Genomic DNA, 12,416 nt, shown 5'->3' with positions numbered 1-12,416 from the left:
CGGGTGGCACTCGTCTCGGGTGCGACCGCGTCGATGGCGGCGCAGTTCGCGCGCGACGTGACCGACCGCGGTGGGCGCGTGGCCGTCGCCGGGAAGTCGTCGGTCGAGCTCGACGGGACGATCGGTGCGCTCGGACCGGCACGAGCGCTCCTCGTGGGCGACCCGCCGGCCGACGAGGCGACCGCCCGCGCTCTCGTGGCGTCGGTGCACGAGGCCTTGGGACCGGTCACGATCGTCGTGCACGCCGCGGCTCCCACGGCGGCCGGGCCCGTCGCCGAGTTGTCGATCGACGACTGGCAGCGCGGCACCGCCGACGTCCTCGATACGGCGTTCCTCCTCGTCCAGGCGACCGCGCCGGCGATGGTCGAAGCGTCGTTCGGCCGGCACGTGCTGCTCGGCTCGTCCTCGGCGCACACCGGCCGGCCCGAGCGGGCCGTCCTCGCGGCGACGACGACGGCGGGGCTCGACGGCCTGGCCCGCACGATCGCCCAGGAGCTCGGTCGCCAAGGGGTCACCGCCAACGTGGTCCTCGCCGGGCCGGCGGACGGCACCCCGACCGCCATCGGCCGACCGGTCGACGAGGCGGAGGTCTCGTCGATGTGCATGCAGCTGTGCTCCGACGCCGGTGCCGCGGTCACCGGCGCCCGCGTCCTCGTGGACGGCGGGGTGCAGGGGCGATGACGGCGGCGACCCGGAACGGCGGACGGCGCTTCGAAGATCGCGTCGCGCTTGTGACCGGCGGCAGCCGCGGGATCGGGCTCGCCATCGCCCAGCGGATCGTCGACGAGGGAGGTGCTGTCGGCATCACGGCCCGGCGCCAACCCGAGCTCGACGCCGCCGCGGAGCAGCTGGGTCGGTCGGCGATCACGATCAGGGGCGCGGCGGACGACGACGACCACGTGGCCGAGACGGTCGATGCGGTGGTCGAGAGGTTCGGCCGGCTGGACCACCTCGTCTGCAACGCGGCGACGAACCCGGTGGTCGGCCCCCTGCAGACCTTCGACATGGGGGCCTGGGACAAGACGATGGCCGTGAACCTGCGGGCGCCGCTCGTCTTCGCTCAACACGCGTGGCGGGCCTGGATGGAGGCCCATGGCGGCTCGATCGTCAACATCGCCAGCGTGGGAGCGATCTCGGTCTCGCCGTCGATGGGCGCCTACAACGTGTCGAAGGCGGCGCTCGTCTTCCTCACCAAGCAGCTCGCGTACGACCTCGCCCCCGCGGTGCGCGTGAACGCGGTCGCTCCGGCGGTCGTCAAGACCGGATGGGCCCGGCCGCTCTACGAGGACGGCCGCAACCCGGAGTCGACCTACCCGCTCCGGCGCCTGGGCGAGCCCGACGACGTCGCCGCCGCCGTCTGCTTCCTGCTCTCCGACGAGGCCGGGTGGATCACGGGCGAGACCGTCGTCCTCGACGGGGGTGGCACGCTGGCCAGCCCCTATGCCGAAACGATGCCCCGGTGACCATGGAGATCCCAAGGACCGTCGTTGCCGGAAGGCCCTTCGCCGACGGGTCCGTGTCCATCGGCCTCTATCTGACACCAGGCGAGCCGCTCGACGCGATGCGCGTCCTCGAGCGGCACGCGCGCCTCGCTCTGTCCGCCGGCTTCGACGGCGTCACGCTCCCCGAGCACCACGGCACGCAACCGGGCTATGTGACCAACCCCGTCCTCGTCGCGACGCACCTGCTGGCCCACGTCGACCGGGGATGGGTGGCCGCCGCTCCGACCCTGGCCTCGTTGCGCCCTGCGCCGCTGCTCGCCGAGGATCTCGCCTGGGCCTCTCTGTTGTCCGGCGGACGGTTCGGAGCCGCGTTCGGCGCCGGCTACGACGCGCAGGACTTCGCCGCCACCGAGGTGCCCTTCGAGCACCGGATGCGTCGGTTCCGGCAGGTGACGGCGCAGGTCGCCCGCCGCCTCGGGCAAGATGCCGGCGACGACGGCGACGACGGCATACGGTTTGCCCGTCGGATGTCGATCCCGCTCCTCATCGCCACGAAGGGCCAGCGCAACGTCGAGCACGCGGCACGCATCGGCGCGGGGTTGTTCCTTCCGCCGTTACCGGTGGACGACTCGAGAGCGCTCGTCGATCGGTACACCGCCGCCGGCGGCGCGGGACCGGTGACGATCACACGATGGGTCTGGCTCGGAACGCACCCCGACGAAGGTGAGCGGGCCCTCAACCAGGGAGCATCCGGGGCCCAGCGCGACCAGCTCTGGCTCGACTCGAGCTCGGTCATCCGCGTCGAGTCGGGAACGGACCAGGCCGAGCTGGCAGGACGTCTGTCCGACATCGTCGATGCGTCGGGTGGGACGAACCTCAACGTACGGGTTCGGCTCCCAGGGATCGACGCGGCGGAGACGGCAGAGCAGATCGAGCGTGTCGGAGAGATCGCCGATCGAATGCGTGAGCGGACGGCGTACCGGGTCGTCGAAAGGACGAGGGGGTAGAGGTGCCCAGGAAGAAAGCCGCAACGACCGTGGCCGGCGGCCAGAGGTCGCGGGCCGACGGGAGGTCCGCCGATGACGAGGCGGGCCTCGCTCCGGGCAGCGTCAGAGCCGAGGAGATCCTGGCGACCGTCACCCGGCTCTTCTTCGAGCACGGCTACCGCGGTGTTGGCATCCGGATGATCGCGGACACGGTCGGCGCCCGGCCGTCGTCGCTGTACCACCACTTCCCCAACAAGGAGGCGATGCTCTACCGCATCGCGCTCCGGGCGACGACCGACTTCATCGACGCGCACGCGTCGATGGTCGAGGCGGAGGGTGACGTTCCCACGAAGCTGCGGGAACTGGTCAAGGCCCACGTCGTCTACTTCGGGGAGAACAAGCTCGCCCAGCAGGTGGCGGAGCGCGAGCTCCGCGAGCTCGACCCCGCCCACTACGACGAGGTGCGGCGACGCCAACGTGACTACCTGGAAGCGCTGAGCGACCTGATCCAGAAGGGGTGCGACGACGGCGACCTCCACGTCGACCACCCGCGGATCGCCACCCGGGCGCTGTTGGACATGCTCAACAACTTCAACAAGTGGTTCGAGCCGCGGAAGGACCTGGACCTCCGCGTCCTCGGTGACCTCTACTCGAAGATGATCGTGGAGGGTCTGCTGCGGGCGGCGCCCGCCGACTGAGGTCCGCCGGTCACGGACGGGCCTCCACGGCCTGGCCGAGGGCGCGGATCTCGTCGAGGTCGGCGGCGTCGGGAACCCAATCACCGGCCTGGGCGTTGGCCCGGACCTGCTCCGGCGTCGTCGCTCCGGCGATCACCGACGACACGCAGGGCTCGGCGGCGAGCCCTCCGATCGCGAGGTCCAGCGTCGAGATCGACCGGGCCTCGGCGAAGGTGTGGAGTCGCTCGACCGCCACCAGCCGGGCCTCGGTGAGGTACCCCGGCATCCCCCAGGTCTCGAGGCGTGACCCCGACGGGATGGCCCCGCCGCGGTACTTGCCGGTCAGCAGTCCGTGGGCCAGCGGGAAGTAGGGCAGCAGCCCGATCCCTAGTTGCGTGCAGGCGGGGATGATCTCCTTCTCCGCATCGCGTCGGAGGAGGCTGTACTCCGTCTCGACGCTCACGAACCGGTCGCATCCCCGGGCACGTGCCGTCCAGTCCGCGTCGACGAGTTGCCATGCCGCGAAGTTGGAGGCACCGGCGTAGCGGATCTTGCCTTCGTGTATGAGGTCGTCGAGCACCGAGAGCGTCTCCTCGATGGGAGTGCGCGGGTCGGGGTTGTGGATCTCGTAGAGGTCGATCCAGTCGGTCTGCAACATGCGCAGCGACCGCTCGACCGCGGTGCGTACGTACCGGCGGGAGCCGCGGGCGTCCCAGTCGGGCCCGTTGAGGCCGAACATGTCGTTGCCGAACTTGGTGGCGATCACCACCTCGTCGCGGTGGCTTCGCAAGGCCGTGCCCAGCATCCCCTCCGATCGGGGCGTCGTGGTGCCGTCCGCCCGGCCATAGGTGTCGCCGGTGTTGAACAGCGTGATGCCGCAGTCGAGAGCGGCGTTGCAGACGGCCCGGGCGGCGTCGAGCTCGAGCGTCTTGCCGAAGTTGTTGCAGCCGAGGCCGACGACCGAGACGGCGAGCCCTGACCTTCCGACGGTGCGATAGCGCATGCTCCCTCCGCTAATATGGTACCAGAAATATCGGAATAGGGAGTGGCCGGATGATCGTCGATTCGCACGTGCACGTCGCCACCACGGACGATCGCTACCCGGTGGCACCGACCGGGATCGGGACGGACTGGTGGAAGGAGCCCGACCACGATGCCGAGTCGTTCGTCGGCGCGATGGACCAGGCCGGCGTCGACCAGGCTGTGCTCGTCCAGGCCGTGGGGCCCTACTCGTTCGACAACCGCTACGTGGTGGCGGCATCGTCGGCGCACCCCGGCCGGTTGGCCGCGGTCGTCGCGGTCGACCTCGATGCGGCCGACCACCTCGCGCACCTCGAGGAGCTGGCAGTGCTTCCGGCCGTGACCGGCGTCCGCCTGTTCGGGATGACCACCGCCCGCCGGTGGATCGGGCGCGGCGGGGCGTCCACCGTGCTCGAGACGGCGGCGCGCCTGGGCCTCACGGCAGTGGTGACCGTGACGGCCGACGCCATCGCGCCGCTCCGACCGGCGTTCGCCGCGGCGGAGTGCCCGGTGGTGCTCGACCACTGCGGGTTCCCGGCCTTCGAGGACGGGCGGATCGCGCCGGGCGAGCCGGTCCTCGGCCTCGCCGAGCTCGACCGCATCCACCTGAAGGTGACGACGCACACGTTCCAACACGCAGACGGCGACCCTGCGGCCGTGGTGGACCAGCTCGTCGGGCTCTTCGGGCCTGGCCGGCTGCTCTGGGGGTCCGACCATCCGCAGACCTTCGGCGGCCTGGGGGCAGCGGTCGAGACGGCCCGGCAGGGCGTCCGCCGGCTGGCGGTCGAGGACCAGGCCCGGTTCCTGGGGGCGACGACCGCGGACCTGTTCGGCCTCGACCGGGGAGGGGCCGAACTGCCCCCGGGCGTGCACGACGCCCTCGATCCGCTCGCACGGTCGCTGGCGGCCGACGGCTACCGACTCGACGTCGTCGCGATCGCCGACGGCCGTGCCCGGCTGGACGTCCGGGCCGGAGAGGGTGCGTGCGACGACTGCCTCGTGCCCAAGGAGGTCTTCGTCGGCATCGCCGCCAACCGGCTCGAGCGGGCAGGGATCGAGCTGGCTCTCGAGGTCTCCTACCCGGTGGACGTGCCGTAGCCGGGCGCCTGGCCATCCCGCCACGCGCCGGTGACGAGCGAGGGTTCGAGGTCCTCGACGGACCGGCAACCGAGGAGCGCCAGCGTGCGCTCCACGCCCTGTTGGAAGAGGCGAAGGGTCTGGTCCACCCCGGCCTCGCCCGCGGCGGCGAGTGCCCAGATGTAGGGCCGGCCGATCAGGACCGCCCTCGCTCCGAGGGCCACCGCCTTGACGACGTCGACCCCGCGTCGGACGCCGCCGTCGAGCAGGACCTCCACGCGGTCACCGACGGCGTCGACGACCTCGGGGAGAGCGCGGAGGGTGGCCACCGATCCGTCGAGGACGTTGCCCCCGTGGTTCGAGACGACGACCCCGTCGGCTCCGACATCGACGGCTCGCCGCGCGTCGTCCGCGCGCAGGATCCCCTTGACGATCAGCGGGCCGGGCCACGCCGCGCGTATCCACTCGAGGTCCTCCCATGTCGGAGGGGGCTCCTGAGCGATGCTCGCGGCCGCCTCGCCCACCGAGAGCACTCGGCCCGATCCGTCGACGAGGTTGGGCACGTCGAGGGACAAGCCGTCTCGAACGAAGCCTGCGAGCCAGGCCGGCTTCATGAGCATCCCCGGTCCGTGGCGCAGCGCGGTCGCGAGGTCGATCTTCGTCGGGACCTTCCCGCCACGGAGCGGTCGCTCGGGGGAGCCGAGCGCCGCCATGTCGATCGTGACGACGAGCCCACCGCAGCCGGCGACACGAGCCCGCTCGATGGCTCGTTCCACGACGGCGCGCCCGCCGGCGAAGTACACCTGGTACCACGCGAGGTCGCCACCGGCGGCGTCGGCGATCGCCTCGATCGGCTGGCTGGACAGACTGCTGACCGCAGTCGCGATCCCCGCTCGCTGTGCCGCTCGCGCCGCACCCAACTCGCCGTCGCGGTGCGCGAGCCGGATGTAGCCGGCCGGTGCGAGCACCACGGGCATCGCCAGTCGCGTGCCGAGCACGTCCACGGAGGCATCGACGCCGGTCGGGGCGACGCCGACGTGGGGCCTGAACGCCAATGACCTGAAGGCCTCCCGGTTCGCCTCGATCGTCAGCCGCTCCTCCGAACCGCCCTCGAAGTAGCGGAAGACGCTCCCGGGGAGGCGACGACGCGCGGCACGCCGGGCGTCGTCGGGCCCGAGGAGGCGGCGGGCTCGACGAGGGAGCGGGGCGGCGGCCTCCGACGTCATCCCCGGAGGCGCAGGTCGAGTCGCTCGGGACCCCGGACCGAGACGAGCCGCTCCCACGGGACCTCGCCGGCGAGGTCCATGGCCGGGTAGCGAGCGGCAAGGGTCCTCAGGAGCTCCTGGAGCTCGGCACGCGCCAGCCAGGCACCGAGGCAGAGGTGCAGCCCGCTGCCGAAGGAGAGGTGGTCACCGGCGTCCTGCCTCGTCACGTCGAGCCGATCGGCGGCCGGGCCCCACTTGGCCGGGTCGCGGTTCGCCGAGCCGATCCAGCCGATGACGTCGTTCCCGGCCGGGATGGTGGCGGTGCCGAGCTCGAAGTCGTCGGGGGTCGTCCGCCACGCGATCTGGATGGTGTTGTCGTAGCGCAGCAGCTCCTCGACGGCGTTGTCGATCAGGTCGGGGTTGCCGACCAGGAGGTCCCACTGGTCGCGGTTGCGCAGCAGCGAGAGCAGTGCGAGCTCGACCGCGTTCACCGTCGTCTCGTGGCCGGCGGCGAACAGGAGGCGGACCTGCTCCACGACCTCGTCCTCGCTCAGCACCTCGCGCTCGTCGCCGGCGTTCAACAGGAGCGACATGAGGTCGTCGCCGAGGTGGTCCCGCTTCCACTCGACGGCGTCGCGGATCTGCTCGGTCAGCAGCTTGTTCGCCCGCACCACGGCGTCGACCTGGGCGCCGTCCATGAACGGCTCCATCGTCGCCACGACGAACGCGTGGGTGCACTCGATCATGAGCGAGTCGTCGGTGTCGGGCGGGTACCCGAGGAGCTCGCACATCACGCGGTAGGGCAGCGGCCGGGCCAGCTGTGCGCCGACCTCGATCTCGTCCCCGGCGCCGACGAGCAGCTCGTCGACGATCTCCCGGATGCGCGGGCGAAGGGCCTCCATGTGCCGAGGCGTGAACGCGGCGGCGAGCACGCGCCGCAGGCGGGTGTGCTCCGGCGGGTCGGCGCGGGAGAGGTGCGGTTTGGTGATGATCCCGGTTCCCCACGCCTCGACGAGTCGCTGCGTGCGCGGCGTGTCCGGCGCGTTGGCCAGGCGGCTGCTGATGCCCGGGCCTCGCAGTACCCGCTTCACGTCGTCGTACCCGAAGACCATCCACGGCCCGCGCGGGTCGTGGTGGACCGGGTTGGCGGCCCGGATCGGGGCGTAGTGCGCGTAGGGGTCGTCGAAGTACCCGGCCGCCGTCTCGTCGATGAAGAGCTGGGTGGAGCTGTCCACGGGTCCCCCTTTGAGGCGTGGCGAACGCGACGATACTGTCCGCAGTTGAGACTAACGAACGATCGGTCGGTTGTCTTGGAGGAGGGACGGATGGCGCAGGATTGGCCGGGCTCGGGGCAGTTGCGGCTGGCCCTCGACCTGGGTCAGCTCGGATCGGGCCTACCGGTGGTCGAGGCCGCGCAGCTCGCCGAGTCGCTCGGCTACCACAGCGTGTGGACGGCCGAGGCCTACGGGTCCGATGCGATCGCGCCCTTGGCATGGGCCGGTGCGGGCACGAGCCGGATCGGCCTCGGCACGGCGGTCATGCAGATGCCGGCCCGCACGCCGGCGATGACGGCGATGACGGCCGCCTCGATGGACCTGCTCTCGGCGGGCCGCTTCCACCTCGGCCTCGGCGTCTCGGGCCCGCAGGTCGCCGAGGGCTGGCACGGCCAGGCGTACGGGCGGCCGCTCGAGCGGACCCACGAGTACGTGAGCGTGGTCCGAGCCGCGCTGCGTCGGGAGGGCCCGCTCGAGCACCACGGCTCGCACTACGACATCCCGTACGGCGGGGCCGACGCGACCGGGCTCGGCAAACCGCTCAAGCTGATCGTCCGACCGGAACGGTCATCCGTGCCGATCTACCTCGCCGCGATCGGCCCCCGGAACGTCCGGCTCGCGGGCGAGATCGCCGACGGCTGGCTGGTGCCGTGGTGCTCACCGGCGCGGTTCGAAGCAGTGTTCGGGCCGTCCTTCGAGGGCTGCGACGTGACGTCGTTCGACCTCGCACCGTTCGTCCGCGTGGTCGTCGGCGACGACATCGATGCCTGTCGGGCCGAGGTGAAGCCCGCGCTCGCCCTCTACGTCGGCGGGATGGGGGCGCGGGGCGCGAACTTCTACAACGACCTCGCCGTCCGACTGGGCTTCGGGGAGGCTGCGGCCCGGATCCAGGACCTCTACCTGGCGGGCGACAGGAACGGCGCGATCGCGGCCGTGCCCGACGCCCTCGTCGACGAGGTGGCCCTCTGCGGCCCGCCCGGGCGGGTGCGCGACCGGCTGGAGGTCTGGCGGGCCTCCCCGATCACGACGCTGGTCGTGACGACGGACCGGCGGGACACGATCGAGCTCCTCGCGGGCCTGGTGGCGTGAGCAAAAGAAGTGCTAGAGGTATCTGTTTGTGAGACTATGTTCGCCAGGTCGAGTGAGAGGGGGGTTGCATGGGATCGACGTGGGTCCTGGTGGATCCGACGGGGGAGCCCCGCCGCGACGGGAGGACCGACGCTCGCGGCGAGCTCGCTCGCGCCGTGCGGCGGATCGGCCTGTTCAGCAACAACAAGCAGAACGCTGCGGAGATCGAGGATGCCGTCGGCACCTGGGCCCGCGAGCAGCATGGCGTCGAGGTGCGCTCCTACCTGAAGCTCAACGCCTCGGTGCCGGCCGAGCCCGAACTGGTCGACCAGATGGTCGCCGAGTGTGAGGTGGTTGTCACCGGCTCCGGTGACTGCGGGTCGTGCACGTCGGCCACCGTGCACGACACCGTCGCTCTCCGGCGGCGGGGGCTCGCCGTCGCGATGCTGACCTCGGACGCCTTCGTCGAGCTCGCCCGCATGCAGGGCGAGGCGCTCGGTGACGAGGACCTCGACCTCCTCGTGGTGCGCCACCCCATCGGGGGAATCACGCCAGACGAGCTCTGCGAGCGGCAGGCGGAGGCCGTGCAGGGGATCGCTCCGTGGTGGGACCACGTGACCCGCGATGTGGTCGCCGCGACATGACGACGTACACGGTGGAGGGCGACCTCGACGACGTGTACGGCTTCGTCGAGGCGCGAGGTTGGGCCGACGGGCTGCCGGTCGTCCCCCCTACCGCCGAGCGGGTCGCCACCATGCTCGGCTCCTTCAGCCCCGGTGGTTCCGCGGGCGTCGTGCCGCCGGGCTACCGGGAGGCGACGAACGAGGTGCTGGCCGCCAACGCGGTGATGGCCGGGTGCGCCCCGCCGATGTTCCCGGTCGTCCGGGCCGCCGTCGAGGCGATGCTGCAGCCCCGCTTCAACCTCGCCGGCGTCCAGGCCACGACGCACCCCGTGTCGCCCTTCCTCGTCGTCCACGGGCCCGTCGCCGACCGGGTGGGCGTGGGCTCGGGGCCAGGAGCGCTGGGCCCGGGCGTGGGCGCGAGCTCGTCGATCGGGCGGGCGTTGCGGCTGATCCTGATGAACGTCGGGGCGGCGCGCCCGGGATCGGGCGACCAGGCCACGCACGGGAGCCCGGCGAAGTTCGCCTACTGCATGGCGGAGAACGTCGAGGCGTCGCCCTGGCCGGAGTTCCACACGACGAAGGGCTTCGCTCCGGGAGACGACGCCGTGACGGTGCTGGCCGGCGAGGCGCCGCACAACGTTCACGACCACCAGAGCTCGACCGGGGTGCGGTTCGCGAACATCGTCGCCGACGTCATGCGCGCGCAGGGTCACGTGAGCTGGATCATGTCCAGGGGCAACGACTTCGGCGTGGTGCTCGGCCCCGAGCACGCGGGCATGCTCGCTCGTGACGGCTGGTCGCGCCACGACGTCCAGATGTACCTCTACCACCGTTCGTGCCGGCCGGTCCGGGACGTCATGTGGGGCGGCAACTGGACCGGCCGCGACTGGCCGGCCTGGATGGAGGGGCTCGCCGACGATCCCGAGAGCCTGGTGCCACCGGTGCGCCACCCCGACGAGGTCTGCGTCTTCGTGACGGGCGGGCCGGGCAAGCACTCGTTCCTGGTCCCGGCGTTCGGGAACTCGTCGGCCGTCACCTGGCCGGTGGCCGACCGCGACTGAGCATCGTCGAGAGGGAAACGTGCCCGACGCCTACACCGCACTCACCCGGTTCGGTCCGTCGACACCGATGGGCCGCCTCATGCGCGAGTACTGGATCCCGGTGCTGCGCTCGGCGCACCTCGAGGCCGACGGCCCGCCCCGGCGGGTGCGGGTCCTGGGCGAGGACCTCGTCGCCTTCCGCGACTCGACCGGCACCGTCGGCATCCTCGACGAGGCATGCCCGCACCGAGGTGTGTCCCTGGCCCTCGGCCGCAACGAGGAGTGCGGGCTCCGGTGCCTCTTCCACGGGTGGAAGCTCGACGTGCGCGGCCGAGTGGTGGAGGCGCCCAACGAGTCCGCGATCGACGGGTTCGTCGATCGCATCCCCGCGAACCACCATCCCGTCGACGAGGCGGGCGGCCTGGTGTGGCTGTACCTCGGACCCCGGTCGTCGCCCCCACCCCGTCCGGACCTCCCCTTCGTCGACCTCCCGGATGACCACGTGTTCGCGTCCATGGGCGTGGTGCACGCCAACTGGCTGCCGGTGCTCGAAGCGGGTTTCGACCAGGCCCACGTGCGCGTCCTGCACCAGTCGGCGCTGCGCGAGTCGTACGAGGGCGTGACGATGGCCGGCACGATGCTGTCGACCACGCGGAGCCGGTTCGAGTTCGAGCGACGGCCCTACGGCGGCCGGTGGCGGTTCCTGGAGCAGGGCCCGGACGGTGAGGAGGAGGTCCGGGTCGGCGAGCTCGTCCTCCCGTGGTGGGACCTCATCGGCCTGGCGGCCGACCCGGCGGAGGACCAGGCCATCCTGCTCAACGTTCCCGTCGACGACCGCACCACGATGCTGTGGGGGATCTTCTACAACACGGAGCACCCGCTGAAGGACGGGCAGCCCGGACGGGTCTTCGCGAGCCACGTCCGCTCGGAGGAGACCTTCCGCACCGACCTCCCGCACGACCCCGACGGGAACTGGGGCCAACGCCGCGACCTGATGGACCGGCACTGGACCGGGATCGGCGTGGGCCGGGGAGGGGTCGGCCTGTTCTACGAGGACATGGCGCTCATGGAGAGCATCCGACCCGGCTGGGATCGCAGCCGCCAGCACCTCGGCCCCTCCGACCACCTCATCACCCGCCTCCGCCACCTGCTCCTGGAGGCGGTGCGCGAGCACGAGGCGGGCACGGTCCCTTCGAGCGTCGATTGCGACGTGCGCGGCGTGATCCCCACCTTCGGACCGGTGGACCGCTGATGGCGCCGGTGAGCTGGGAGGGCCACGTCGTGGCGGTCACGGGCGCGGCGAGCGGCATCGGCCGGGCGACCGCGATCGCGTTCGCGGCGTCCGGGGCCGAGGTCGCCGCGATCGACGCCGACGGCGCGGCACTGGCGGGCATCGTGGATGAACAGGCGATGGCCGGTCGAGCCGTGAGCCCCTGGACGGTCGACGTGGGTGACGCCGAGGCCGTCGATCGCGTGGTCGTGCAGCTCGTGGACCGGTTCGGGCAGGTGGACAGCCTCGTCCACTGCGCCGCGATCAACCGGGGCTGTCCCGTGCTGGACCTCTCGGTCGATGCCTGGCGCAGCATCCTCTCGGTGAACCTCGACGGCGCCTTCTTCGTCGGCCGTGCGTTCGGCCGGGCGATGTCGGCCCAGGGCCGTGGCGCGATGGTGTTCCTGACGTCGGATCTCGCGACCCTCGGTTCCCCCGACTTCGCGGCCTACTCGGCGTCGAAAGGCGGGGTGATCGGGCTCGTGAAGTCCCTCGCCCTGGCACTGGGCCCCCAGGGCGTGACGGTGAACGCGCTCAACCCCGGCACCACCGACACGCCGATGGCCCGGGGCGGGCTCGGCGACGAGGGGCTCCGAGGGCGACGGGAGGCCGACCCCCTCGGGAAGATCAGCGACCCGAGCGAGATCGCGGCGACCGTGATGTTCCTCTGCGGTCCGGCCCGGGGCTTCATGACCGGGCAGGTCGTCGGCACCAGGATGCTCTGACGTCCGCGG

Annotated in this window: 13 protein-coding genes; 10 read left to right on the top strand and 3 right to left on the bottom strand. The window is 71.8% G+C overall.

Annotated features, from left to right (window positions below; all coding sequences use genetic code 11):
* Positions 1–3 precede the first annotated feature (3 nt).
* From VK611_23005 to VK611_22990, 4 genes are read left to right on the top strand one after another with little or no spacing between them, the layout of a single operon-like run.
* Positions 4–681: an SDR family oxidoreductase gene (locus VK611_23005; protein ID HMG44221.1), complete on the top strand. Its 678-nt coding sequence runs from the start codon at positions 4–6 to the stop codon at positions 679–681.
* Positions 678–1,463 carry an SDR family oxidoreductase gene (locus VK611_23000; GenBank protein HMG44220.1) on the top strand — a complete coding sequence of 262 codons (786 nt, stop codon included), beginning with the start codon at positions 678–680 and terminating at the stop codon, positions 1,461–1,463. Before VK611_23005 ends, VK611_23000 begins: the two co-directional genes overlap by 4 nt.
* 2 nt (positions 1,464–1,465) lie before the next feature.
* Positions 1,466–2,449, top strand: coding sequence for an LLM class flavin-dependent oxidoreductase (locus tag VK611_22995; GenBank protein HMG44219.1), 984 nt, complete (start codon positions 1,466–1,468; stop codon positions 2,447–2,449).
* 2 nt (positions 2,450–2,451) lie between these two features.
* The gene (locus VK611_22990) at positions 2,452–3,126 is read left to right on the top strand and encodes a TetR/AcrR family transcriptional regulator (protein HMG44218.1); all 675 of its coding nucleotides are present in this window, start codon (positions 2,452–2,454) and stop codon (positions 3,124–3,126) included.
* A 10-nt stretch (positions 3,127–3,136) separates the two neighbouring features.
* Here VK611_22990 and VK611_22985 read toward each other — a convergent pair whose 3' ends face one another.
* A complete protein-coding gene (locus VK611_22985) occupies positions 3,137–4,108 on the bottom strand; it encodes an aldo/keto reductase (GenBank protein HMG44217.1) in 972 nt (323 codons plus the stop codon).
* A gap of 50 nt (positions 4,109–4,158) precedes the next feature.
* Here VK611_22985 and VK611_22980 point away from each other — a divergent pair, with 50 nt between their 5' ends.
* Positions 4,159–5,223, top strand: coding sequence for an amidohydrolase family protein (locus tag VK611_22980; GenBank protein ID HMG44216.1), 1,065 nt, complete (start codon positions 4,159–4,161; stop codon positions 5,221–5,223).
* Here VK611_22980 and VK611_22975 read toward each other — a convergent pair.
* Positions 5,202–6,428 carry an alpha-hydroxy acid oxidase gene (locus VK611_22975; GenBank protein HMG44215.1) on the bottom strand — a complete coding sequence of 409 codons (1,227 nt, stop codon included), beginning with the start codon at positions 6,426–6,428 and terminating at the stop codon, positions 5,202–5,204. The genes VK611_22980 and VK611_22975 overlap by 22 nt on opposite strands.
* On the bottom strand, positions 6,425–7,642 hold the full coding sequence (locus tag VK611_22970; GenBank protein ID HMG44214.1) for a cytochrome P450: 1,218 nt from the start codon (positions 7,640–7,642) through the stop codon (positions 6,425–6,427). Before VK611_22970 ends, VK611_22975 begins: the two co-directional genes overlap by 4 nt.
* A 90-nt stretch (positions 7,643–7,732) precedes the next feature.
* On the opposite strand from VK611_22970, the gene VK611_22965 reads away from it, so the two are divergent.
* The 5 genes from VK611_22965 to VK611_22945 all read left to right on the top strand — a co-directional run bounded on the left by VK611_22965 (position 7,733) and on the right by VK611_22945 (position 12,407).
* A complete protein-coding gene (locus VK611_22965; protein HMG44213.1) occupies positions 7,733–8,770 on the top strand; it encodes an LLM class F420-dependent oxidoreductase in 1,038 nt (345 codons plus the stop codon).
* 68 nt (positions 8,771–8,838) lie between these two features.
* Positions 8,839–9,393, top strand: a complete 555-nt coding sequence (locus tag VK611_22960; protein HMG44212.1) for a hypothetical protein — start codon at positions 8,839–8,841, stop codon at positions 9,391–9,393.
* Positions 9,390–10,433, top strand: a complete 1,044-nt coding sequence (locus tag VK611_22955) for a hypothetical protein (protein HMG44211.1) — start codon at positions 9,390–9,392, stop codon at positions 10,431–10,433. Before VK611_22960 ends, VK611_22955 begins: the two co-directional genes overlap by 4 nt.
* A 19-nt stretch (positions 10,434–10,452) precedes the next feature.
* On the top strand, positions 10,453–11,664 hold the full coding sequence (locus VK611_22950; protein ID HMG44210.1) for a Rieske 2Fe-2S domain-containing protein: 1,212 nt from the start codon (positions 10,453–10,455) through the stop codon (positions 11,662–11,664).
* Positions 11,664–12,407, top strand: coding sequence for an SDR family oxidoreductase (locus tag VK611_22945; GenBank protein HMG44209.1), 744 nt, complete (start codon positions 11,664–11,666; stop codon positions 12,405–12,407). The genes VK611_22950 and VK611_22945 overlap by 1 nt, the downstream gene beginning before the upstream one ends.
* Positions 12,408–12,416 lie beyond the last annotated feature (9 nt).

The sequence above is a fragment of the Acidimicrobiales bacterium genome, assembly GCA_035316325.1.
Taxonomy (GTDB): domain Bacteria; phylum Actinomycetota; class Acidimicrobiia; order Acidimicrobiales; family VFJN01; genus DASXTK01.
The sequence above is the reverse complement of the archived record's forward strand: the minus strand, read 5'-3'. Positions and strand labels throughout refer to the sequence as shown.